The sequence below is a fragment of the Ruficoccus sp. ZRK36 genome (assembly GCF_019603315.1).
GTDB lineage: Bacteria > Verrucomicrobiota > Verrucomicrobiia > Opitutales > Cerasicoccaceae > Ruficoccus.
Genome location: NZ_CP080649.1, coordinates 1,529,642 through 1,553,561, shown reverse-complemented (window position 1 = coordinate 1,553,561; position 23,920 = coordinate 1,529,642). Strand labels below are relative to the sequence as shown.

At 57.9% G+C, this 23,920-nt stretch carries 19 protein-coding genes; 2 read left to right on the top strand and 17 right to left on the bottom strand.

Annotated elements, in window-relative coordinates; all coding sequences use genetic code 11:
* Positions 1 to 20: 20 nt before the first annotated feature.
* Positions 21 to 809: a TIGR00282 family metallophosphoesterase gene (locus tag K0V07_RS06890; protein ID WP_220623803.1), complete on the bottom strand. Its 789-nt coding sequence runs from the start codon at positions 807 to 809 to the stop codon at positions 21 to 23.
* Positions 810 to 934: 125 nt separating this feature from the next.
* Positions 935 to 2,884 (bottom strand): acyltransferase family protein, encoded by a 1,950-nt coding sequence (locus tag K0V07_RS06885; RefSeq protein ID WP_220623802.1) that lies wholly within the window; start codon positions 2,882 to 2,884, stop codon positions 935 to 937.
* 191 nt (positions 2,885 to 3,075) lie between these two features.
* On the opposite strand from K0V07_RS06885, the gene ilvB reads away from it, so the two are divergent.
* Positions 3,076 to 4,854, top strand: a complete 1,779-nt coding sequence (ilvB, locus tag K0V07_RS06880) for a biosynthetic-type acetolactate synthase large subunit (protein WP_220623801.1) — start codon at positions 3,076 to 3,078, stop codon at positions 4,852 to 4,854.
* Positions 4,855 to 5,207: 353 nt separating this feature from the next.
* Positions 5,208 to 6,191 (top strand): bile acid:sodium symporter family protein, encoded by a 984-nt coding sequence (locus K0V07_RS06875; RefSeq protein ID WP_220623800.1) that lies wholly within the window; start codon positions 5,208 to 5,210, stop codon positions 6,189 to 6,191.
* 3 nt (positions 6,192 to 6,194) lie between these two features.
* Here the strand turns inward: K0V07_RS06875 and K0V07_RS06870 are convergent, their stop codons facing one another.
* From K0V07_RS06870 to K0V07_RS06800, 15 genes are all read right to left on the bottom strand, one after another.
* Entirely contained in the window at positions 6,195 to 6,839 is a 645-nt protein-coding gene (locus K0V07_RS06870) for a hypothetical protein (RefSeq protein WP_220623799.1), read from the bottom strand.
* A 73-nt stretch (positions 6,840 to 6,912) separates the two neighbouring features.
* A complete protein-coding gene (locus K0V07_RS06865) occupies positions 6,913 to 7,920 on the bottom strand; it encodes an alpha-E domain-containing protein (protein ID WP_220623798.1) in 1,008 nt (335 codons plus the stop codon).
* Between the two features lie 44 nt (positions 7,921 to 7,964).
* Positions 7,965 to 9,404 (bottom strand): circularly permuted type 2 ATP-grasp protein, encoded by a 1,440-nt coding sequence (locus tag K0V07_RS06860; RefSeq protein ID WP_220623797.1) that lies wholly within the window; start codon positions 9,402 to 9,404, stop codon positions 7,965 to 7,967.
* A gap of 101 nt (positions 9,405 to 9,505) precedes the next feature.
* A complete protein-coding gene (cydB, locus tag K0V07_RS06855) occupies positions 9,506 to 10,525 on the bottom strand; it encodes a cytochrome d ubiquinol oxidase subunit II (RefSeq protein WP_220623796.1) in 1,020 nt (339 codons plus the stop codon).
* Positions 10,526 to 10,547: 22 nt separating this feature from the next.
* Positions 10,548 to 12,176, bottom strand: a complete 1,629-nt coding sequence (locus tag K0V07_RS06850; RefSeq protein WP_220623795.1) for a cytochrome ubiquinol oxidase subunit I — start codon at positions 12,174 to 12,176, stop codon at positions 10,548 to 10,550.
* Positions 12,177 to 12,305: 129 nt separating this feature from the next.
* Complete coding sequence (locus tag K0V07_RS06845) at positions 12,306 to 14,558, bottom strand: DUF3488 and transglutaminase-like domain-containing protein (RefSeq protein ID WP_220623794.1); 2,253 nt, start codon at positions 14,556 to 14,558, stop codon at positions 12,306 to 12,308.
* Positions 14,555 to 15,712, bottom strand: a complete 1,158-nt coding sequence (locus K0V07_RS06840) for a DUF58 domain-containing protein (protein ID WP_220623793.1) — start codon at positions 15,710 to 15,712, stop codon at positions 14,555 to 14,557. The genes K0V07_RS06845 and K0V07_RS06840 overlap by 4 nt, the downstream gene beginning before the upstream one ends.
* Entirely contained in the window at positions 15,709 to 16,686 is a 978-nt protein-coding gene (locus tag K0V07_RS06835; protein WP_220623792.1) for a MoxR family ATPase, read from the bottom strand. The genes K0V07_RS06840 and K0V07_RS06835 overlap by 4 nt, the downstream gene beginning before the upstream one ends.
* A 129-nt stretch (positions 16,687 to 16,815) precedes the next feature.
* Positions 16,816 to 17,796 (bottom strand): hypothetical protein, encoded by a 981-nt coding sequence (locus K0V07_RS06830; protein WP_220623791.1) that lies wholly within the window; start codon positions 17,794 to 17,796, stop codon positions 16,816 to 16,818.
* 150 nt (positions 17,797 to 17,946) lie between these two features.
* Positions 17,947 to 19,926, bottom strand: a complete 1,980-nt coding sequence (locus tag K0V07_RS06825; protein WP_220623790.1) for a secretin N-terminal domain-containing protein — start codon at positions 19,924 to 19,926, stop codon at positions 17,947 to 17,949.
* 40 nt (positions 19,927 to 19,966) lie between these two features.
* Positions 19,967 to 20,563 carry a hypothetical protein gene (locus K0V07_RS06820; protein ID WP_220623789.1) on the bottom strand — a complete coding sequence of 199 codons (597 nt, stop codon included), beginning with the start codon at positions 20,561 to 20,563 and terminating at the stop codon, positions 19,967 to 19,969.
* Positions 20,556 to 21,083 (bottom strand): hypothetical protein, encoded by a 528-nt coding sequence (locus K0V07_RS06815; protein ID WP_220623788.1) that lies wholly within the window; start codon positions 21,081 to 21,083, stop codon positions 20,556 to 20,558. Before K0V07_RS06815 ends, K0V07_RS06820 begins: the two co-directional genes overlap by 8 nt.
* 71 nt (positions 21,084 to 21,154) lie before the next feature.
* Complete coding sequence (locus tag K0V07_RS06810; protein ID WP_220623787.1) at positions 21,155 to 21,802, bottom strand: hypothetical protein; 648 nt, start codon at positions 21,800 to 21,802, stop codon at positions 21,155 to 21,157.
* On the bottom strand, positions 21,786 to 22,838 hold the full coding sequence (locus K0V07_RS06805) for a hypothetical protein (RefSeq protein ID WP_220623786.1): 1,053 nt from the start codon (positions 22,836 to 22,838) through the stop codon (positions 21,786 to 21,788). The genes K0V07_RS06810 and K0V07_RS06805 overlap by 17 nt, the downstream gene beginning before the upstream one ends.
* 402 nt (positions 22,839 to 23,240) lie before the next feature.
* Positions 23,241 to 23,810, bottom strand: coding sequence for a GNAT family N-acetyltransferase (locus K0V07_RS06800; RefSeq protein WP_220623785.1), 570 nt, complete (start codon positions 23,808 to 23,810; stop codon positions 23,241 to 23,243).
* Between the last annotated feature and the right edge of the window lie 110 nt (positions 23,811 to 23,920).

Here is a 23,920-nt window from a genome sequence, read left to right as displayed (position 1 = left end):
CCCGGCATTCCCGGAAAGTTTCACACTTCCTGCGTCAAGCATACCCGCTCCTGACTCAAACACAAGCCGGAGGAGGCATCTATATCCACCATCAACCCGCACATACGCACGTCACCCTCGGCCACCGGCCAGCGCCGCGGCATCCCGTCGAGGAATTTCAGGACGATGGGCTCGACCTCACGCCCGAGGACCGAGCGGTAGGGGCCGCTCATCCCGGCATCCGTCTGGTAGGCGGTACCGCGCGGCAGGATGGTGTTGTCGGCGGTGGGGATATGCGTATGCGTCCCGACCACGACAGAGGCGCGCCCGTCAAAGTACCACCCGAAGGCCACCTTCTCAGAGGTCGTCTCGGCGTGGATCTCCATCAAAACAGCATCAGCTGAGCTGCCGATATCGCCCAGGAGGCGGTCGCCGGTCCGGAAGGGGCAGTCCGCGGTCAGCTTCATAAAATTGTTACCCAATAGGGTGCACACTGCCAGGCGGAAGCCATCCTTTTCCAGGATCAGGTGCGTCCGGCCGGGGCATTGCGGGGGCAGATTTGCCGGTCGGCAGACTTTCTCCAAGCCGTTGATCTCGTCGGCGAACCCGCGCTGGTCCCAGACATGGTCGCCCAGCGTGATGCCGTCCACTCCGGCGGCGAGCAGTTCGTTGACGATCGCGGTGGTCACCCCGGAGCCAGCGGCGGCATTTTCAGCATTGGCGACGACGAGGTCGATGCCTTGCTCCTCCCGGAAGGCTGCCAGGTGCTTCTGGACGAAGGCGCGCCCCGGTTTTCCAACGATATCCCCGATGAAGAGTACTTTCGGCATAGCGCACGAGCACAGCGCACCCCACCCCTCCGGCGCAAGCCTTGATTTGGCTGATGGTTAATTCACCCGCCGAAGAAATCCAGAGCGTAACCTCCCAAAATCAGAGACCTGCCTGACCGACGAAACTATCTCGCACCTGCTGGAGGAGTGCCTCCATCTACCTCCGAAAACGTCTCCACCAGTAATGAACGCAGCAGTGGCGTAATCTTCTCCGCTCCGATCGCATTCAGGTGGCTATCATCCCGGTAGTACAGGTACCCCTCATTATCATGATAAACAACGGAGCCTTCCTCTGTGTAGAGGCTGCAAGCATCGACCAATTCGATATTGTGTGCGCCAAGGCTCTCAAGCTCGGACCTCACAACGTCATTACTAAGGGAAGTTGACTGATCCGAAATAGTCGGCAGCTCCCAGCCGTTCTTTCTGGCGATTCCGTAGATGTAATCGCTGGCACGGATTCTCTTGATGTCAAAAATACGCGGGATTTCATTAAAGACATATAGCTGGTCACATCGAGACGCCAGCTCCTCCAGCCGGGCAAATATCTCAGTTCTGGCCTGCTCATCCGAGTTTTTGAGCAAATCCTCCCAACGGCAGATGTAGATAATTACTTTCGGATGCCATTGATCGAGAAGCTGATTCATCATCTCCCGCTGCTCATCCGTATCCTCAATATATGTCTTTTGGCCATCGTTTGCGCAAAACGATGTCGGCAGCCCCAGCTCAGTGGTCACCGTGTCAATGGCGGGAGCAAACATCGTTGCATGACTGTCGCCAAAGAGGACCACTTGAGGCGGCTGATCCGGGGATGTGCGCAACTGGTATCCCCCGGTCTCGTAATAACGCGAGTTTCCGTATTTCCGAGCCCCGGTAAGGCTGACCCAATCCGAGTGGGCAATGTTACGGGCCAGGTCCGGCTTGAGTGAGTCGAAGCGCTCCGGCATACCGTCCCGCAGGCGGATGTACTTCCCCAGCACGAAGAACAAAGCCAACACGGCACAACCGATTGCCACAACCGCCGGAGAAGTTAAGCGGTGCCTGCCCAAACGCCGGAACGGAGTCTCTACAAACTTCCAACTGGCCAGCGACAGCAATATGGAAACCACCACAATCATGACCTTGTCCAGGGGCAAAAGCGGGTCAGGAAAGCGATAATTCTTAACAAACACGAGCAGCGGCCAATGAATCAGGTACAAGGAATACGAGATCAAACCGATCAGGCGCATCGGGGCACAGGATAGTAAACGCCCGGCCAGTGTCGGCACTTCCGTACAGCCGTATATGAACAGGGAGGCGCCCAGCGTGGGAATCAACGCCCACGCGCCGGGGAATTGACGGTCATCATTAATGATAAAGCACCCGACCAGGATCATGAGGATACCCAGTATCGAAAGCACCTGATTGCCAACGGCCTTTGAAAGGGTACGCCCCTGGCTTATAAGAATAAAAACCAGTGAACCACTCGCCAGCTCCCAGGCTCTGGTCGGAAGCATGTAAAAGGCGAATTTGGTATCAATCCCGGTGACAACAATGCAGCAGGCTAACGAAGCCAGATAAAGCAGAACGAAAAAGAGCAGGATATGCCTGCGCCAGAACCGATGGAGAACGATTAAAAGGACCGGAATGAAAATGTAAAATTGCTCCTCAATGGCCAGAGACCACATGTGCAGTAAGGGCAACCGCTCCGTCGACTCGGCCCAATAGTCTCCACCGAGCGTATATAACTTTAAGTTCTCCAGAAAAATCGAGACAGGGACAATATGCTGGCCAAGCTCTTCAAACTCGGTGGCAAAAAACGTAAAATAGGCGACAGCCAGTGTCCCGAGGAGCACCATGGTGAGGGCGGGAAGAATCCTCCTCACTCGACGCTCGTAAAACCTCATGATCGAGAAGTTTCCAAGCTCTAACTCTCTCATAATAATCCCGGTAATCAGGAAACCCGAGATCACGAAAAACACATCGACCCCGATAAACCCACCGGGAAAGGATAAGCCGACATGGTAAAAGACCACCGGCAATACGGCGACCGCTCGCAGCCCATCGATTTCAGGCCGATATTGAAGAGCTTTTGACATGACCCAACACGAGAAATAAAGTTAAATACAGCGCATGCTGCTATACGGTATGAACCGTTGTCAACGTTTCCGTTGGGGGCAAACTTCGGCCTTGCTTCCGGGTGCATAAAGTCTAGTGTTTCGCGCCTTATTTTCCGTTCGCCAACAGAGGCCGGACGCACACGCAGTTAACCATTAAAATTCACCAGACCATGAAGACCGAACCCCTTGTCAGCTTCCCGCCACAAGACGAAAAAGGACCCGCCATGAAGGGCGCCGACGTCGTCGTAGAGTGCCTGGAGCGTGAGGGCGTAGACGTCATTTTCGCCTATCCGGGCGGCTCTTCGATCGAGCTGCACCAGGCCCTGACCCGCGCCAAAAAACTGCGTACGATCCTGCCCCGCCACGAGCAGGGAGGCGGCTTCATGGCCCATGGCTACGCCCGCGCCACCGGTAAGCCCGGCGTGTGCATGGCCACCTCCGGCCCCGGCGCGACGAACCTCGTGACCTGTATCGCGGATGCCTTTATGGACTCCATCCCGCTGGTCGCCATCACCGGCCAGGTGTTTCAGGAGTTCATCGGTAAGACGGCCTTTCAGGAGACAGACTTTTTCGGGATGACCCTGCCTGTGGTCAAACACAGCTTCCTCGTGCTAGAGGCTGAGGAGCTGCCCATGATCATCAAAAAGGCCTTTATCATCGCCACCACCGGCCGTCCCGGCCCGGTCGTGATCGATATCCCCAAGGACGTCCAGCAGAAGGTGTTCGAGCCGGTCTTTCCCGGTGCCGTGGACATCCCCGGCTACCCGCCCCTGCCGGAGGCTTCCGATGAGCAGCTCAAAGAAGTGCTCGGCCTGATCTCCGAATCCAAGCAACCGGCTCTCTACATCGGCGGCGGCATCATCTCCGCTCACGCCTCGGACGAACTGCGTGAGTTTGCCAAGCTGACGGGCATCCCCGTCGCCTCCACCCTGATGGGTCTGGGTGCATTCCCGCCGGATGATCCGCAGAGCCTGTACTGGTTTGGTATGCACGGCACCGTCGCCGGGAACTGGGCGGTGTGCGACTCGGACCTGCTGATCTGCATCGGCGCGCGCTTCGACGACCGCATCACCGGCACCGTCTCGAAGTTCGCCCCCGAGGCGAAGATTGTCCACTTCGACATCGACCGCTCCGAGCACAACAAAAACAAGCACACGCACTTCCCGATCCACAGCGACCTCAAGTACGCGCTTAAGCGTATGATCGAGCTGATCAAGGCCGGTGAGTTCGCCAAGCCCGACCTGTCTGAGTGGTACACCACCATCAACGGCTGGAAAAAACAGCACCCCTACCCCTTTACCTACAAGGAGAGCGACAAGTACATCCTCGCTCAGGATGCGATTAAAGCTCTCTACGAGGAAACCAAGGGCGAAGCCATCATCTCGACCGGTGTCGGTCAGCACCAGATGTGGGCCCCCCAGTATTACCACTTTAAGGAACCGCGCCACTTCATTAGCTCTCTGGGGCTGGGCACGATGGGATTTGGCCTGCCGGCCGCCCTCGGCGCCAAGGTCGCCTTCCCGGAAAAGACCGTCATCAACATCGAGGGTGACGGCTCCTTCCAGATGAACATCCAGGAGCTGGCCACGGCCAAGATCGAGAAGATCGACGCCAAGATCATGCTCCTGAACAACCAGCACCTGGGCATGGTCGTGCAGTGGGAAGACCGCTTCTACGACGGCGTGCGCGGCCACACCATCCTCTGCGACCCGGAGAACATCGGCAGCCCCGATAACATCGACGCGGTTTACCCGGACTTTGCGGGTATCGCCAAGGGCTACGGCATCGCTGGCCGACGCATCTACAAAAAGGAAGACCTGCTCCCGGCCATCAAGGAAATGCTCGCCCACGACGGCCCGTACCTGCTGGACGTGCTCATCCCCTACACCGAGCATGTGCTGCCCTTTATCCCGCAGAAAAAGGGCGCCAAGGACATTCTCACCGACTAGTGCGTGACCGCACTGGACAATGATGGGGCTCTGCCCCATCGCTCCTTGCAGTCGCTGCCCCCAGGGCATAGCCCTGGACCCGTGATCCTTTGGATCACCTTGGCATTTTCAGGAGAAAATGCCATCAACGGTTCGTGCCCCGCAGACTAGATTTATCCTCCCATAGTGACGGTCCAGTTTTGATGCTCTGCTCAGCGATAACTTAAACCAGCGCGGCTGGTTTAAGTTATCGCTGACACGATGCGCAGCATCGAAAGTCGAGTGCGGACACGCACCGCGAGTCTGGGCTGCGTAAGCCCAGTCACACCTTTTCGACTGGCGGTGGGGGGCGGTTTGAGGCATTGCTTTATCCCATGCTCACCTCCTGGCTCAAGCGTACGCACATTGACGGTTTTCTGATCGTACTGATCGGGGCGGTCGTGCTGGCCAGCTTTCTGCCGGCGCATGGTGTGGGTGATACGATCTTCCGGCACCTGACGACAGCGGCCATCGCGCTGCTGTTCTTCATGCATGGGGCAAAGCTGCCGCGTCAGGCACTCATCGGTGGGCTCGGGCACTGGCGGCTGCACCTGACGATCTTTGCCAGCACCTTTATATTGTTTCCGCTGCTCGGGCTGGGGATGCAGCTCTTTGTCCCCCACCCCATGCACGAGGACATTTACCTCGGCTTTCTCTACCTGTGTGCCCTGCCCGCCACGGTGCAGTCGGCCATCGCCTTTACCTCGATCGGCGGGGGCAATATCCCGGCAGCGGTCTGCAGCGCCTCAGCCTCCAGCATTCTGGGTATATTCCTCTCGCCAATACTGGTCGGCCTGCTGATGGAGACGCAGGAAGGCGGCTCCGGCGACACTCTGGGGGCGATTCGAGCCATCTGCCTGCAGCTGATGCTGCCCTTTGTCATCGGGCACCTCTGCCGTCCGCTGCTTAAGGGCCTCATCCACCGCTACAAGAAAGCGATCAACATCACCGACCGCAGCTCGATCGTGCTGGTCGTCTACACGGCCTTCAGCGAGGCCGTGGTGGGCGGGATCTGGAAGCAGATCGATCTGTTTAGCATCGGGATGATCGTGCTTTTTTCCTGCGTCCTGCTGGCCGTCGTCCTTTTCATCAACATCCACGCAGCACGCCTGCTGGGGTTCGGAAAAGAGGACGAAATCACCATCGTCTTCTGCGGCTCCAAGAAGAGCCTGGCCAACGGTGTGCCCATGGCCAACGTACTCTTCCCTCCTGCGGCCGTGGGGCTGATGGTACTGCCGCTCATGATCTTTCACCAGATCCAGCTCATGGTCTGCGCGGTCATGGCCGCCCGCTACGCCAAGCGGCTGGAAAAGCCTTAAGCCCTACTCGACTGGCGCGGGGCCGCGACCGGGCTTCAGGCCGTGGTGATAGTACACGCAGCCGGCCTCCATGATGGCGTCGATGCGGCGCAGGTCGTTATAGGGCAGCTCGATACCCGGCCCGGAATCCTGAAGCCACTGGTTGCACCAGACGCCGTCCTCGCCCTTTTCAAAGACAAGGGTCGTGCTCGACATTGGTAGATCCTGCAAATCAGCCGGGTAGCTCGTCACGCGCTCGTTGACAACTTTCACCACTACGATATGCCGCCCCGCCCAGAGCACCTGCACCTGATAGAGCACGCTGCGTACGGGCGGATTCGATACGGCGGTAGGCCGGGACTGCTGCATGGCCGCGAAACGCTCGGGGCCGTAGCCGTTGACGCGCTGAAGGGCCGGTGAGAAGTGCCGGATCCACGACGCATAGTCGCGGCCGTCACGGTAGTTTTTCAAGGCGTCATAGGCGGCCCACCACTCGGGCGGCTGTTGCCCGGCCTCCAGTTGGCCGTCCACAATAACCAGCGGCGGCTCGTACTTCTTTACGCTCAGCTCAAACGTGGTGCCCTGCTCCGGGTAGTCGATCAACACGCCCACCGCCCGCAGAGCAAAGGGACAGATCAGAAGAGAGAGAAGCAGGAGAACTTTCGGCACATCCCAACTCCAAGCCCCCGCCGCAAAGACGACAACCTTTAAAAGTATGGGGACAGCCTGCTCGCCTACAACACTACTGCTGCTGTTGCTGCTGGACCTGGATCTCGCCTGCCATATCGACGGGAGGCAGGAACATGTACGCCTTGTAGGTGGAGCCGCCGATCTCGTTGAGGCGGTCCTGGATGCGATCCAGATACTCGTGCAGCCCCTCCTGGAACACCTCCTCGACCGAGCCGTAGTTGAGCTCAGACAAGAGGCGGCCGCAGAGGCGCTCGGCCTCATTGGAGTAGTTAGCCAGCGGACAGCCGGAGATGCGGTGCAGGCACTCGTTGAGCATCTGCACGCAGAATCGGATGGAGCGCGGGAAGGTCTCGGAAAATATAAGGAACTCGGCGATCTTGGCCGGGTTCACGTCGGCCACGTAAAGCTGGTGATAGGCCTCGTAGGCACTGGCCGAGCGCAGCACAGCAGTCCACTGAGTCACGTCCACCGCGCCCCCCACATCGGTGACGCTGGGCAGGAGCATGTGGTACTTGATATCGAGGATACGCGTCGTCTTGTCCGCGCGCTCGATGTAGGAACCCACCTGGAGAAAGTCGTAGCCCTCGTCCCGGGAAACCGTGGCCAGTGCCAGCCCCTGAAACAGGTGGGAGTGCTCCTTGATCTGCTGATAAAACTCGTGCACGTCCGCCTCAAAGAGCTGGCGGGCGCGCCCCGACTTGAGGAAGAGGTAGAGCTTGTTCAGCGTCTCCCACATCTCGAAGGTGATCTGGTCGCGAACCATGCGGGCGTTTTCGCGGGCGTTAAAGACGCACGAAAGCACGCTGTTGGGGTTCTCCAGCTCAAAGGTCAGGAACTCCAGCACACTCTCACTGGTGGCCTTCGAGTACTTGGAGTAAAAGCGCTCCTCGTCACCGGTGGAGCGGATGAGCGGGTCCCAGTGCTCCTTGAGCTTGTTGTCGTCCACATCCTGGAAGTCCAGCAAGAGCTGCAGGTTGACCTCGACCAGGCGGGCGATGTTCTCAGCACGCTCGATATAGCGGGCCATCCAGTAAATTGAGTCTGCGACGCGGGAAAGCATGGGTCAGTCGAAATGTCGGGTGAAAGATTGGGGAAGTGCGGTGATTACTGATTATACAGCACCCAGGTATCCTTGGCACCACCGCCCTGGGAGGAGTTGACGACGAGCGAGCCCTTGCGCAAAGCGACACGGGTAAGCCCACCGGGGGTGATCTTAATGCCGTCGCCGCAGATGATGTACGGGCGCAGGTCGATGTGGCGGCCCTCGAAGCCGAGCTCCCCGCAGTAGGTGGGGTGGCGTGAGAGCGAAATCGGGTTCTGCGCGATATAGTTGCGCGGGTTCTTCTTGATGTCGTCGTGAAACTTCTGGATCTCCTCCTTCGTGGCCCAAGGGCCCATCAGCATCCCGTAGCCGCCCGCCTCGTTGGCGGACTTCACCACGAGCTTGTCGAGGTTGTTGATCACGAAGTCGTAGTCCTGCTTTTCGGAAGGCAGGTAGGTCTCGACATTGGGCAGGATCGGGTCCTGATCCAGGTAGTACTTGATCATGCGCGGCACGAAGTAGTACATGACCTTGTCGTCAGCCACCCCGGTACCGATCGCATTGGCGAGGCCGAGGTTACCCGCGCGCACGGCGTTGAGCAGGCCCGGCACGCCGAGCAGCGAGTCCGGGTTGAAAACGCTCGGATCGAGGAAGTCGTCGTTGATGCGGCGGTAAATCACGTCCACCTGCTGCAGCCCCTTGGTGGTGCGCATGTAGACCTTGTAGTCGCGCACGACGAGGTCACGTCCTTCTACGATCTCGACCCCCATCTGGCGGGCCAGGAAGCAGTGCTCGAAGTACGCGCTGTTGTACACGCCGGGCGTGAGGATGGCCACCGTCGGTTCGCGGTCCTGCACGGGCGAGATGTGCTTGAGCATCTTGAGCAGATCCTCGGAGTAGTGCTCGACCGGGCGCACACCCGCGGAGGGGAAAAGATTCGGGAAGGCGCGGCGCATGGCGGCGCGATTTTCCAGCACATAGGAAACGCCGGAGGGGCAGCGGCCGTTATCCTCCAGGACGAGGTACTGGCCCTTGTCGTCGCGGATCAGGTCGGTGCCGCAAATGTGGATGTAAATATTACGCGGCACATCCACACCCATCATCTCGCGCCGGAAGTCCTTCGAGCTGAGCACGTAGCTGGGCGGGATGACGTTATCCTTTAAAATCTTCTGGTCGTGATAAATGTCATGCAGGAAGAGGTTGAGGGCCTCCAGGCGCTGCTTGAGGCCTCGCTCCAGCAGGTCCCACTCATCACCGGGGATGACACGCGGGATCAGGTCAAAGGGCATGATGCGCTCCGTTCCCTGATTGTCAGAGTAAACCGTAAAGGTCACCCCTGCCCTGAGGAAAGACAGGTCAACGGCCTGCCGCTTTTCCTCAAACTCTTCGTCACTCAAGCGCGAAAAGCGCTCGGCGAGCATTTCATAGTGAGGACGTACCTTGCCAGGCGCCTCGAACATTTCATCAAAGAAGTCGTCCGTGGTGTAGTTTTGGAAATGCATGCTTGGGTAAAGCCTATATAACAGCAGCTCGCGTGCCGTTGCAAGGGCTCACCCCCGGATTAGCCGGAGAAATCTACCAAATCAAGCTATGCCAAGCGGCGTCAGTAGCTCTCTTCGGTCAATTTCACCTTGCCCCGGAAGATGTAATACACGCACGAGGTGTAGGTGATCACGATTGGTACGCCGATGAGAGCGATCCAGAACATGATCTCCAGCGTCCCCTCGGAGGAAGAGCCGTTGTAGATGTTTAGGCTGTTGGCGGGATTAGGATTAGAGAAAATCATGTTCGGGTACACGCTCAGTGCGAACAGCAGCATGAGGAAGCCCATACCGGCACAGGAGCTGAGGAAGGACAGGAAGTACCGGCCCTTGTGCACCTCACGGGGGATATTTGCCACCACCAGCAGAGCCAGCACAAAGACAATACCCAGCTCAACCGGGCGCTTGTGCATCACACTCTCGATGTGCGGGCAGGCAAAAATCGTCCAAAGATTAAAGATGATGAAGCAGCCGATATAGACCGGGATGGTGATCTTCACCCAGCGCTTGAGCTTCTCCTGCAGGGCCCCTTCGGTCTTCATGATCAGGTAGATATTACCGTGCATCATGAACAGGGCCAGTGTCGTGACACCGAGGAAGAGCGCGTAGGGATGCAGCAGACCGAGGAAGTTACCCACGAACTCGTGGTTCTCGTCCAACGGAATACCCCAGGTGACGTTCCCCATGGCCACCCCGATAAGGAAGGCTGCCAGCATACTACCGACGGAGAAGCCCCAGTCCCAGCTGCGGCGCCAGAGACGGCCCGGCTCCTTACTGCGGAACTCAATCGCGCAGGCCCGGAAGATCAGGCAGAACAACAGGAGCATGAAGGCATCATAGAAGCCCGAAAACGCCGTCGCGTAGACCTCCGGGAAAGCCGCAAAGAGCGCACCACCCCCGGTCACGAGCCAGACTTCGTTACCGTCCCAGACCGGGCCGATAGCGTTGAGCAGGATACGCCGCTCCTTGTCATCCTTAATAAAAAGGTGAATGCCCCCCACGCCGAGGTCGAAGCCATCAAGCATGGCGTAGCCGGTGAGCAGGACGCCGACGAGAATAAACCAAATGGTGTTTAGATCCATGATGTGTCGTTCTCCGTCTTAATCATTTGTCCAGCGTCGGCCCATGCTCGACCTTTACGAGCTTCTGCCACTTTTCAGGCAGCACTTCGATGGACTCGTCGTCCTTCGGGCCGTGTTTGATTTTCCGGTCGAGCGTGTACAGGAACACAAAGAACAAAAGGGTGTAGATCAGGAAGAAACCAATCAGCGAGCTCAGCACCTGATGCGCTTTCACCGCCTTAGAAAGTCCTTCCGAGGTCTTTAAGACCTCGTAGACGACCCAGGGCTGGCGTCCCATCTCAGCCGTAAACCACCCCGCCTGATTAGCGATCTGCGGGATGAAGACCGACAGGACCAGAATCCACATAAAGCCGCGGACCCATTTCTTCTCCAGTTTAAAGAGCATCCCGGTCTTCCACAGGATACAGCCGAGTATCGTAATCCCGATCAAGGCCATACCGCAGGCGATCATGATGTGGTAGGTCTGGAATACCACCGGCACTTCCGGCCAGTAGTCGGGCCGGATCTTTGCGATTTCCTCGGGGGTGGCGTCCGGGTGTCGGGACTTGATAAACTCGTCAGAAGGAAGCTCGTAGAGGCCCTTCACCTCGACTTCGGAGGCCTTCTGCATGTCCATAAACTCACCGGAGACCAAAATACTCAGCAGGCCCGGCACCTTGAGCGAGCTTTCATTGATGCCGGTGATATTGCCCTCTTCGTCCTTCTCCCAAGTCACGATGCCGAACAAGCCCAAGGGGGCCTCGGTCTGCGACTCAGCCAAGCCCTCGATAGCAGCCAGCTTGATGGGCTGATTATCAGCCACGCCACGGGCGGTCTCGTCCGCACTCCAGAGCTGGAGCAGGGCAGCAACTGTCCCCATGGTCAGGGCGATCTTCAGCGAGGACTTAGCAAACTCGGTGTGGCGCTTACGCAGCAGGTAGAAGGCGCTGATGCTGATGACGAGGAAAGCCCCGGCCAGCCAGCAGCCCAGAACCACGTGAGTCAGGCGGTCAACCGAAGAGGGGTTGAAAACCATGGCCCAAAAGTCGGTGATGACGGCGCGAACGTTATCAAGCTGGTCAGCCTGAACTATATAGTCTGACGGCAGCGGCACTTCCTTGATGGTAAAGGTGCCCTCGGCCAGAGCGGCTGTCATGGGATGTTGGATACCGTCAGCGGTGACCTTGACCTTTTCAGCCAGGTAGTAACCGGCCGGGGTCTGCATCCAGGAGTTGGCCACCACAATCCAGACGGCGCTGAAGTGCGACCCCAGACAGACCATCAGAGTGGCAAAAAAGTGTGTGTACGGGCCGACCTTGTCCCAACCGAAGAGCAGCACGGCCAGGAAGCCTGACTCCAGGAAGAAGGCATAGAGCCCCTCAATAGCAAGCGGACTGCCGAAGACGTCCCCCACAAAGCGCGAGTACGTGGCCCAGTTCGTCCCGAACTCGAACTCCATCACGATGCCGCTGGCAACCCCGATAGCAAACGTAAGGCCAAAGATACGCGTCCAGAAACGCGCCATGTTGTGGTAAACCGGTCGCCGCGTTTTCAACCAAAACAACTGGACTATAACCAGAAACAGACCCAGCCCGATGCTGAAGGCCGGATAAATGTAGTGGAAGGCAATCGTGAAGGCAAACTGGATCCGTGAGAGGATTTCGACGTCCATCGTGGGCGCATTGTGGGAATCATCCTGATCGATGGCACGCCAAATCGAAAAAAAAATGAAAAACAGCCAGATGTGCCTGCCAATAAGCCATCATCGGGCGTCCTGTGCCGTCATGACACGCTGCCAGAATCAAGTCCAGCCCTGGCGCCGGGCACTACGCAGTAGCCGACGCGCTTGCCGGAAGACATTTTTGGCGGTGGGCCATTCCACTGACTCCCCAAAGCGCAGCGCCAGCAACTCATGATAAATGCGTTCACACTCCTGAGCCTCCGGGATATCTGTGGGCTCGGACTGGGCATGCTCACGGGCCACACGGATACGCCCCAGCAACACACCCGCCCGCCGGCGGATCTGCCCTGCCCCATGGCGCCCCATGGGTTTACCACGCCTGCGCATGAGTGCCTGGAGCCCTTGATAGAGATATTTCAGGCCCAGCAGCAGCCCGCATGAGGCCGCCACCGCGAGACATATCTGGATAACTTTTTCCCGGTTCCAGCCGTAGAGGAACCATTCCTTGAGGGCCGCCATCTTTCCACGTACCCAGGTACGTACCTGCGCATAGGTTTGCTCGGAGTAGCTTTTAACATTCTCGGCCAGACGAGCCTGGTCCCCCTCGTCGAAGCTGATCACCCGCCGGTACCAGATCATACGGATACTATCCAGCCAGGCCTGCCACCCGGAAAAAGTCCCCAAGGCCGCAGCCGTCTGCATGCTTATGTCATCGGGACCGGTACTACCCTGTGCCGGAGTGGGGTCCACCCGCAGCCAGTGGCCATTGAGGTCGTAGATTTCCACCCACGCGTGGGCATTGCTGTTACGCACGACAAGGTAGTCCTCGTAGCCGTTCCACTCAGCCCCGGCGAAGCCTGCCACGACACGCGAGGGGAAGCCCGCCGCTCGGGAAATCAATGCAAAGGCCCCGGCAAAGTGCTCGCACCACCCCTGCGTATCGTGTTGCATCCACAGCATGAGCGGATCGCCCTCATGCATGTAGACTTCACGCAGGTTCCGGCTATAGCGGTAGTGCTCGTGTAGCCATGCCAATGCCTTGGGGATAAAACGCTGAGCCTCCATCGGCTCGCCACCGGTGATCTCCTGCACAATACCTGCCAGGTAATCCTGGTCTTCCTGACGCCAGGGCACAACCCGCGTCGTCTCCGGATACTTGAGGTTGCGGATATTCTCGTCTTCGCGCATCGGGTTTGCCAGCGGCTCATGCTGCACAAACTCAAGGATCTCATCCTGGGTAGCAGCGATCCGTCCGGTCGAGTTCATCCCCCGGACCGAGTAGGCAAAACGCGATGCACTGACCGCATCCAGAGCCACCATCTTGAGCCGGGGGAAGAGCTGGTACTTGCTCATCTTCTGGAAACGCAGGTGCGTATGCGGACCGAGCAAGGGCAGATACTCACTGACATTGCCCTCCATATAAACCACCCAGTCTCCCTCGCTCTCGTCATCGGGGGCGGGGCGCAAAGGCGTCACATTCCAGCCCTCCTTGAACTCCATCTCGTTGCGCTTGACCGAAAGCGAAACCCGGAACCCCTGCTCGGTGTACTCATCCAGCACAACCATCCGCCAGTAGGGGTTGGCGGGGATAGAGCCGTTCTCAGGCGTCTCGACCCGCAAGGCGATGCGGTCATCGTTCTGGAGGCGACTGACATCTCCGTAGCGCACCATGTCGCTAAACCCCGTCATCCCCGTACCCGGCATCTGCAAGAAGGGTAAAGCCTGATCGAGGCGGAAACGCGGAATCGCCACAAAGATCAAACTGCTGACCGTGACAACCCCGACAAAAAGCAGCCCCGTAAAGCCAATGAGCCGGTAGTCGATACTCTGCCGAATACGCCTCAGGAAAGCCAGCCAACGGAAACCTTTCCAGTCTTCACGGACAAGCTTCCGCCCATGGGTGGACTCCAGCAGGTTCAGCACAAACAGCAATACCATCGCCAGCGGCGTAAACAGGAACATCTGCACCCCAAAGGCCAGAGAGACCGTCATCACACCGGCAATGACGAGGATAAACAGGCACAGCAGCACCAGTTGCAGGTCTTCACGCCTGTTCCTGTACTGTAGACAGCGGTACACCGCCAGGAGCATGACCATGCGTACCAGTGGCCGCAGAAACTCCTCCCCATGCAGGAGGAAATCGAGCGCGATGATCAGGATCAGTGCGGGGGTCATCGCCTTCCAGAACAAGGCAGGGATGCGGCCCGGGAGCCCCGGAAACAGCAGGGTAATAAAAATAAGCGACCCGAACAAAAGAATCAGCGGCTGACTGCCAAAGTCCAGGTAAAGCATGGCCCAGAAGGCAATCAGGGCCAGTATCTGCCCCAACAGCCATTTGAGACGGTGGTGGTCTGTCTGACTCAGGCTGTTCATGCTGTCCCCACCGGGTTTCCGCCTATGTATGCGAGGACGGCACCACCCGCTCCGGGGCGGAAAGTGATCAGGTTATAGCCCGTTATATCGGGAGCGGGCTGATAGTGGTCGATCGGTTTCAGCACCGCCAGTGCTTTCAGAAAACGATTGAGATCCTGGAGGCGCTTAACCGGGTTCACCGGGTCCGCGTTGAGAGCGTAGCCGGTCAGGCTGCCCTGGCGGAAGAGGTCCTCGGCCAGACTGCCGGCAAAGCTACAGAACTTCTCAAACTGTTCCCCCTCCTGCCAAAGCGACGACGGGGACTCGACGAAAATTAAATACCCCTCACGGGTCTCCTCTGCCATCTGGCGGATCATCAGCCGCCGCAAACGCGCCGAAGCCTTCCAGTGCACAAGCCGCTGCGGATCGCCCTCCTGATAACGGCGGATGTTGATCAACTCCGCCCCACTCCCAGGGCGACGGCTGATCTCTCCACGGCGATGCGCATGCAGGCCCACTGGGGGCTGAAACTCGTACTCCACACGCGACGGGACGACCGTGATCGGACATTTGATCCCGCCCCCCATACTCTTGTGGAGAAAGCCAAAGGGAAACTGCGACTCCAGTCCGGACACGATAATCGTATCCACCCCGCGCTGCTGTGGCCTGAAAACCCAGTCCAGCCGTCGGGACGCCCCCGGATCGAGCCGGGACTCCAGCAGCACGCGCTCCCGCTTGCGCTGCCGCTTCGTGCGGACGTTGAAGCAGATGTTGTAGGTGGGCAACATACGCTTGGCGTTGCTCAGTTCGATCTGGAGGTCCGCCTTTTCTCCGGCCCGGAAGCTCGCAGGAAGATTCAAACGCCAACGCACGCCACGGAAGTTGAGCCAGCTGAGAAAACCGCTCAGGATCAAGCTGGAGAGCAACAACGAGAGCGCCATGAAAAGAATGTTGCTCGCGGTGTTGTAGGCCGCCGTCCCCAGGCCCAACACGACAAGGATGAGGGCGTAGCCCGAGGGTGTCGGGATCGTACGGCCACCCTCCGGGGGTAAAACCATCATCCACAACAGCCGCCAAAAGCGCCATTCACGGCTCAGGCGGATAGAGAAAAAATCCGGCTGGGCCCAGTCTCCGGGGCGGGATGCCACCGGGTTCGGCTCTGCCCATGTGCTCACGTCGGGACGGGGATAGAGTCGAGCAAGCGGTTCAGGATACCCTCCACGAGGCGACGCTCCTCCATCGGGTCTGAAGTCTGGCGGCGCAGCTTAAGGCGGTGGGTAAAGACGGCCCGAAGCACACCACTGACATCGTCGGGGATCACGAAGCCGCGCCCCTCGACCAGAGCATTAGCCTGAGCAGCGAGCTTGAGAGCAAGCGTACCACGGGTACTGACCCCGGCCTCAAATTCACTCTCGGTGCGAGTCGCCTGCACCAGTTGGAGAATATAGTGCAAAATGCTCTCTTCGACAAAGACCTGCGGGGTGTAGTGCTGAATCTCCTGCACTTCCTTTTTCGTCACAACCGGGCCGATGTCGATCGTATCGTAGCTGCCGCGGTTATCACTGCGCATGAGGATCTGCATCTCATCATCGTACTGCGGATACCCCATCTGCAGGCGCATGTGAAAGCGGTCCATCTGGCTCTCGGGCAGGGGAAACGTCCCCTCGTAGTCGACCGGGTTCTGGGTGGCAAAGACGGCGAAAGGAGAGCCCACGGTGTAGGTCTGTCCGTCCACCGTCACCTTACCACGGTCCATGGCCTCCAGAAGGCTGGACTGGGTCTTCGGCGTGGTACGGTTGATCTCGTCGGCCAGTACGATGTTGGCGAAGATCGGCCCCTTCTTGAACACGAATTCCTTCAGCTGATCATCGTAGATCGAGACACCGATCACATCGCTGGGCAGCAGGTCACTGGTGAATTGGATGCGCGAGAATGTGCAGTCCACCGAGCGCGCCAGACAATAGGCCAGTGTCGTCTTCCCCACTCCGGGTAAGTCCTCGATCAGCACGTGCCCTCCGGCCACCAGAGAAACGACCACCTGCCGGATAACCTCATCCTTTCCTCGGATCACGGTTCCGATATTCTGGCGAAGGTTGTCGAGGGTTTCCTTAATGCGCGGGGCGGGGATGGGCTTGGCCGGGGTACTCATACCTTAATATATCAGTTAAAGGACACTTTCAGCATAGCTGGAGTGCGCCTCTTTGCAAGCCTGCGACGACACTCAGACCCTGATCACGCTAGCCGACAACAAGAGGGCCACGCCCCGCTCAGACAGACTTTACCCAGCCGCAGGAGCATCCTGCTCCTCCTCTTCGCTGAGGACCTCAGGCACCAGCAGATACGTACTGAAGAGGAAGAACCACGATCCCATCATCAAGGCGAACATGTTCCCCCACCACTGCGGGAACTGAACCGGCCCCTGACCGAAGTAGCCGACCAGGCTTGAGCACAGGAATCCGAGCGAACCGAGCAGGCTAAAGAGATTGATCCACCAACTCATGTCCCACACCTGCCAGGCCCAGCGGCGATGGGTCACCTCCAGCAGCCCCAGGTAGCTGGCCGTGACAAAGCAGCAGGAGGCCAAGGTGCTCGGCGTCCACACAAAGAGGTCGCTCTGCCACCAGTCCAGCCCCTCGACCAGAGCCATCCCGCAGTTGATATTAAAGACGATCGCACCGGTTAGCTGTACGCTGGCTATGCGAAAATCAATCCGCCCCCACTCCCAGCCCAGCCAGCGCCAGCGAGGGCGAGGAGGCTTAGCCGCGTGCTTCGAGCTCGGGTCTGAGGACGCATTCAGCGCCTCAAGCACAAGCATGTAGCTGCCGACCGTAAAGAAGACCGAGCCCAGGAAACAGGTAAAATCCAGTGCCCACTGACTCCAGCCCATCCAGTCCGCCACCGCCTCGTAGGCCAGCGGCACCGTACCCAGCACGAAGCAGATGGAGCCGAGGATAAAGATCAGGCCGATCCACCAGCTCAAGCGGTTCAGGGACCAGCCCCACCAGTGGAATTGCCGCAGATTCTCGCGGGCGAGACGCTCCAGCACCGCCCAGTCATGTGCAGGGCTATGCTTGATGAGCGCACCAAGGCCCTTGCGGTGTCGGCGGGAAGTCCAAATGTGCAAGCGCCCATCGGGCAGACGGTGAACAACACGCGTAATGCAGCCCCATGTCCGGTCCGTATGCTTATGCTCCCAATCCTCAGGGAAACTCACATGGGCCGGCAGATGGTTGGGGGCTTTGCGGGAAGGGTCGTCCACAGGCGTTTCGATAACATAACCAAAGCCATAGATGGCAAGCCCTCATCTACCCGAGGGCCTGCAGAGCATCTCAAACACTAAAAAAACACCCCGGTACCAAGAGCACCGGGGCGGATCAAGAGAATCAAGAATGTCGAATCGGGAGAGCGCTTACGGGCCGTGACGGAGGCGGGTCGCACGCTTGGGAGAGTCGGAGGAGTCTTCATCCGCGTCCTCACCCTTCATCTCGCTTTTCAGGTCCTTGGCCTGTTCGTTCAGGCGGACGGATTCCTTTTTCACGTCGAGATCATTGCGCATATCGAGCACCTGCTGGAGCTGCTTACCCTCGGGAGCAGGCAGACGGTAATCCGGGATCTCCGAATCAGTGATACGCATGCGATCAAGGATGCGGGGATCAACCATTTCCTTATACGTGGTGCCGTCCGGATTGAGCGTACGGGCCGTGATAAAGATGAGCAAGTCGCTGACACTGTTGTTGTCCGGGTCTTTCGACGTATTGGTAAACAACTCACCGATCAGCGGAATATCCCCGAGGAAGGGAACCTTCTGCTCAGTGACCTGGCTTTTCTTTTCACGCAGGCCGCCGATGACCAGCGTGTAACCGTCCTTGAGCACAACGGTCGATTTGGCCGTCTTGGTGTCAAACGAGGGGATCTCCGTCGCACTGGCGGTGCCGGTCGAAATACTGACACCGTTCGTGCCCTTCTTGCTCAGCTCGGGCTCAACCTGCAGGCGGATGAAGCCAGCGCTGTTGACGTGCGGGGTCACGGTCAAAACCGCCCCCGTGTCGCGATACTCATAACCGGAAATCTGGAAACGGCCGGTTTCTTCGTTAAAGACGAACTCGGGGATCGGGATTTCTTCACCCACATTGATCTTCGCTTGTTCGCCATCCATGGTAACCACACTGGGGTGATTCAGGACGCGTGAATTCGTATCCTCCTGCAGGAAGTTCAGTGTCGCCTCCAGGCTGCTCATGCTCAGCACCGCATTGTTGGCGAAACTCACGTTACCGGGAGCACCCGTCCCCGGAGGTACGCCAATACCACCGAGCTGAATCGGCGTATTCGTAACGGTCGGATCACTGTTGTAACCAGAGATAGAAAAGGTAGCGGATTGCGGCCACTGAATACCCAGGTTAAGCTGTTCGTTGGTCGTAGTCTCGATAAACATCGAGTGGATCATGACCTGCGGAGTCGGCTGGTCCAGACGCTCGATAATCTCCTGGATGTCGTTCATGCGCGAGGGGCGCTCCGTAATGATCAGAGCATTGGTACGCGTGTCGACCTGTATGATACCACCGGAGGCCGGGTCCACGAGCGCACCCAAAGAAGCCTGCAAATCCGTTGCCAACGCATAGTTGATCAGAAACACCCGCGTATCGACCGGCTCCTGCATGAGTTCATCCATGCTTTTGATCTTAATGATATTGCGGTCCTCCACGTAGGTGTAGCCCAGCGGCTGGAGCACAACCTCGAAGACCTGACGCCAAGTCACATTACGCAGCTTGATCGTGGTGTTACCGACCAAGGTCTCGGGGATGACCACGTTGAGGTCATATAGGTCAGCCACATTACGAATGATGGTGCGGACCTCTTCATCCGGGAAGTCCACCGAAATGGTATCATCGTCCCCCATCTCCATGTCCATGTCGGTCGCCACATCTGTGGGGAACTCCAGGGTGGCCTCACCACCGGTGGGGAAGTCCAGCTCAAGAGCAGGCACATCTGACTCAACCCGCTCGATTTCCTTCTCACCTTCGGGAGAGACGGTCACTTCGATCGTCGGCTCGCTTTCGGTCACATTTTTGACGGTGATACCGGCGTTATCGGGAGCATAGACGTCACTGGGGACAGCAGGCGGAGGCGTGGACTCCGAGCGACCAGCAGTAGCCGGTGCAGCCGGTTGGGCTTCAGGCGTCTGGGAGGGTGTGTCCTGGCCAGCGGGGGAGGATTCACCCGGCTGCTGAGAAACAACGTGACCGTCACCATCAACGACCGGAAAATCATCCTGAGGCACCTCTTCCGAGCCCAACGGGTTGATCGTATCCTCAGGCGGATCGATCCCGTAGAGCCATGGGAGGGGCAGGCACAGCGAAATAGCGACTATCAAGGGTCGTGCGATTTTCATTTTCAAGGTCCTCATCTAGTTGGAATTGGCGTAGAAAAACTTAGGGTTGGGGGGTAAAGCGTTTAATCTGGTCCTTATCGAAATCTGTATTGAGAGGGCGTGTAAGGGTGGCCTCGCCCAGACTCAGCGTAAAATTTTCGTCCGTCACTTTTGAGATCCGAACATTGTAGGACTCATTCTCGTAGTTAAAGCGGATCAAGCTGCCTTCTTTCACCGAGTGCGTGCGGTCGCCGACCGGGACAGTCAGGTAGTTATCCTGCCCACGAGCCATCATGCCCGTTGGCTCAAACTTGGACGAAAAGGCCTGGAGCACTTCCTCGTCGGTGCGGGTGACGACGGGTGCTGCCTCAGTTTCTTCTGCGGCCGAATCCGTTTTCTCGCTCTCAGCCACGCCAACAGGCTCGGGGGGGCGCTCAAAGGCGAACGGATACTTCAGCTCGGCCAACTCGGCCTCAACCTGCTCACTGGGCGGGCGCAAGTAGAGCTCGCCGGCACTCAAAGTCACATCCCGGCGCTTGATCGGCATAACCAGTCCGGCTGCCGAAACACTATCGACTGAGCAGGCCGCAATCAGACCGAGAATAACCAGCGGACGCAGGGGAATCCGGAAGGACGGACGAAGAACTTTACTATCCATTTTTATCCTCCTTTTTCTCTTTGGGGGGAGGGGTCGCCAAGATGCGAATGGAGAGGTTAACCGTCACGATGTCCGGTCCCATATCTGGCTCCCCGGCCATTGCCATTGCGTCCACCCGCGTCAGATAGCGGCCGGTAGACAACAAATACAAAAAGTCCATGATCTGATTAAAATTACCCTGCAGCGAGAGGCGGTATTCGATCTGAGCGAGCTTCTGGGTCACAACATTGACCCCCTTTGTGCCCGGGACCAGGCTGCGGATCATGACCGGGTCAGACATCGTGACCTTACTGCCTTCGGCCAGCGACAGGAAATAACGGTAGTGGTCGGCACGCGCATTCTCACGCATCAGGCGTGATTCAGTCTCCTCGACAATCTTGTTTATCTGCTCGACGTCCTCGGCCAGCCCGATGGCGTTCTGCTCATTCTGCTCCATCTCGTCCGCCTCGGACAAAGCCTCATTGTAGCGAGACTCGCTATCCACCAGACTCCCCCCCCGGAAAAAAGCGAGCGCAACCATGATAACGGCAAGGCCAGCACAAATAACCGCTAGCGGCTGCTGCCTGTAAATGGCGATTAGCTTCTGGGCGTTCATGCTTCAGGCAGGAGGGTTAAGGTGATTTCGAACTCGAACAGGTCCAGCGAAGGGTTACGCCTCGGCTGAGAAACCTGGATCTCTTCGATTTTCCCTTCCAGGATTTCCAATGAGGAGAGCCGGGCACGATAACTATTGAGCGCAATGAGGGCCTCCGCAGAGCTGCCCTTCAGCATACCGGTGACCGTATAACGGCTCCGGAACTTGGACTTAACCAGCTTCTCTTTCTTTTTCAGCGGGGGCTGCACCAGCTCATAGCGTACGGATTGAAAGGCGATATCATCCGGGCGAGTCGCGGTGATGACACGGAGAAACTCCACCGGCGGCACCGATGTGATGTGGAATGCCCGCACGTCATCGATCAGTTTCGCCTGACGGGTAAACTCGCTACTCAGTTTGAGGTTAGCCTGGTTCTGCGTCTTGCCCTCAGCCAACCGCTGCTCGAACGTCCCGATCTCGCTGTTGAGTGAATGAATCCGCAGCTCACGGTACCCATTGAAAGCCAACAAAACCAGCACCACCGTGATCGCCACGAAGTTTACCAGAAAACCGGTACGCACGACCTTGATATCCGGCAGCGTCTCAGTCAGCCGGAAGTTCGGATGCCAATTCAGGAACTGATCCTTTTTATTGTCCTTTTGCATCAACGGGTGAATGGGTTGGGTTATAATTGCCCATCAGGGCGAACAAGCTGAACCACCGGGGTCCGAGACGGGAAACATCCACGCCCTCGCCCAGCTCAATCCCCAGAGAGGTGAGCCAGCGCTCATAATCAGGCTCAAGCATGTCCACACAGAGTGTCCTCGACAGGCTCCGGGCGATCCAGTCGAGGTTATCCGGCAGGTTACTGAGAAAGAGTTGGCCAATCGTCTGCCCGGTCTGGACCTCGTAAAAACCCGTCGAAGCCTGCAGCTCCTTCATAATCTTTTTGAGCAGCAGCGGCCCCATCTCAGTGAAATCAAACGTATTCGAGCTGAAGAGCTTCCGGGCGGATTCCACATCCTTTAGCCCAAGCTGCTCCTGAACCAGCGGGTACATGCTATTAAAACCGTGAGGAATCGGGCGGGCCACATCCAGTGACTCCCCCTGGAAAATCAGTACCTGCGCGTGGTCATCGGTAATCTCAAGCACGAGGGTCGGCGCCTTGCACTCCCGCAGCTCGGCATCGTGGATCAAACCACCGATCGTACCCAGTGTACTCAGCTCAAGCCGCTCGGGATAGAGCCCATAGGAGAGCAACTGCTCCTGAAGTCCCTGTAGCTCCCGGCGCGAGGCTCCACAAAACAGGAGCTCTTTACTGACAGCCTTATCGAGCCGGAACTCCGTACCCTGGGCCGCGTTCAAGACCATGATCGCATACTGGTTTACATCGACCTTAAACTGGGCCTGTACCATCTCCAACAAATAAGCCGGATCCTTTGCACGACCCGGATTATCCAGAGAAGCACGGCGGACCAGCACCTCCCGGGGGTACACACCACAAATCGACGGGCACAACTGCCCTTTGGTCAGCCCTGAGAACTGTGCAACAGTCTGCCCAATCTGCTCAGGACTCTGCCCCAATGGGCACTCCATCAGAGCCTCAATTTGGATAGGCCCCTTAAGGGAATTGACGCGAGCCATCAGCATGACCTGATCGGACACATCAACAAAGAGGGGTTTATTGGCAGATCTGCGCATGGACGCGAAATAGAAGTGGTGATCTCGATGTCTTTCCCGAGCCCAGTCAATTTCCCGATAAGCCAACAGGCCACTGGAAGCAATGCCATGGGGTACAGGTCAACATTGAGCCTCTGTCATAATCGTAGCGGGCTGGCATATGCAATTCTTTTTCCCACTTTCAATGAAGGGTTTACACTTATTTCACCCAGACAAAACCTTCCCCTGGCAAACTAGGCGCTTCACCCCACGCCACAGACTCCCGCCAGTTACCGAGCACAGTCGACTTAATACAGTAGGCCCCGAAACCGTGAGAAAACTAATACCCCACCGCCCCCTGTGACCATGGAAAATCTGCCCCAAAAAGAGCTTTGGCACTGCTCCAGTGGAGTAGATTTCACCAGATGGAGCACCAAAAAGAACTCAAGCGTCCAGCAAGTGGCTTTCGTGTATCTCTTTAGAAAGACGATAGACGCAATGAGGGTTCAAGTCCGGGCGACTGACCGGCACTCGGGGGTGGTCGAAATCCGCCTGAGGGTCGCGCTGCATGCCGATCCGCTGCATCACTGCCTCTGAGCGCCGATTCCCGGTCACTGTAAAAGCGACAATCTCCTCCAGGCTAAATCTCTCAAAACCCATTCGCAGACAAGCCTTTGCGGCTTCGGTCATGTAACCCTGTCCCTGACAGGCTACCAACAGACGCCACCCGATCTCTACTGTTCCGGCAGGCAGGTAGGGCTCAAGATCGGTAGGCGCGATCCCGCACCAGCCAATCGCCGAGTCGCAGTCCTTCAGCGCCAACGCATAAAAGCCGTAGCCGCTCTCGCGAATCTGATCACGCATGCGCGCGAACCGTTCATCTGCCTCCTCACGGGAAGTGCAGGGCAGCAGATAGCGCGTGATAGCCGGATCGGCTACCAGGTCGAAAAACACATCGCGGTCCCGGTCTTCCCAGTTACGCAAACGTAAACGCTCAGTCTCGGCAAGAGTCATAGCTCAGCAGGGGCATTGAGGCGGAAACATATCCACACTCAGTCCGTGCTCGCTACTCCAGCAAGCTGCAAGATTTCGTCAAGCCCTCTACCCTACCCGCGCAGCCGGAA

Coding starts and splice junctions, on each gene's coding strand:
- K0V07_RS06890 (WP_220623803.1), bottom strand. CDS start 809: ATGCCGAAAGTACTCTTCATCGGGGATATCGTTGGAAAACCGGGGCGC.
- K0V07_RS06865 (WP_220623798.1), bottom strand. CDS start 7,920: ATGCTTTCCCGCGTCGCAGACTCAATTTACTGGATGGCCCGCTATATC.
- K0V07_RS06815 (WP_220623788.1), bottom strand. CDS start 21,083: ATGGTTGCGCTCGCTTTTTTCCGGGGGGGGAGTCTGGTGGATAGCGAG.
- K0V07_RS06800 (WP_220623785.1), bottom strand. CDS start 23,810: ATGACTCTTGCCGAGACTGAGCGTTTACGTTTGCGTAACTGGGAAGAC.
- K0V07_RS06805 (WP_220623786.1), bottom strand. CDS start 22,838: ATGCGCAGATCTGCCAATAAACCCCTCTTTGTTGATGTGTCCGATCAG.
- cydB (WP_220623796.1), bottom strand. CDS start 10,525: ATGGATCTAAACACCATTTGGTTTATTCTCGTCGGCGTCCTGCTCACC.
- K0V07_RS06845 (WP_220623794.1), bottom strand. CDS start 14,558: ATGAACAGCCTGAGTCAGACAGACCACCACCGTCTCAAATGGCTGTTG.
- K0V07_RS06810 (WP_220623787.1), bottom strand. CDS start 21,802: ATGCAAAAGGACAATAAAAAGGATCAGTTCCTGAATTGGCATCCGAAC.
- K0V07_RS06860 (WP_220623797.1), bottom strand. CDS start 9,404: ATGCATTTCCAAAACTACACCACGGACGACTTCTTTGATGAAATGTTC.
- K0V07_RS06820 (WP_220623789.1), bottom strand. CDS start 20,563: ATGGATAGTAAAGTTCTTCGTCCGTCCTTCCGGATTCCCCTGCGTCCG.
- K0V07_RS06875 (WP_220623800.1), top strand. CDS start 5,208: ATGCTCACCTCCTGGCTCAAGCGTACGCACATTGACGGTTTTCTGATC.
- K0V07_RS06885 (WP_220623802.1), bottom strand. CDS start 2,884: ATGTCAAAAGCTCTTCAATATCGGCCTGAAATCGATGGGCTGCGAGCG.
- K0V07_RS06825 (WP_220623790.1), bottom strand. CDS start 19,926: ATGAAAATCGCACGACCCTTGATAGTCGCTATTTCGCTGTGCCTGCCC.
- ilvB (WP_220623801.1), top strand. CDS start 3,076: ATGAAGACCGAACCCCTTGTCAGCTTCCCGCCACAAGACGAAAAAGGA.
- K0V07_RS06835 (WP_220623792.1), bottom strand. CDS start 16,686: ATGAGTACCCCGGCCAAGCCCATCCCCGCCCCGCGCATTAAGGAAACC.
- K0V07_RS06850 (WP_220623795.1), bottom strand. CDS start 12,176: ATGGACGTCGAAATCCTCTCACGGATCCAGTTTGCCTTCACGATTGCC.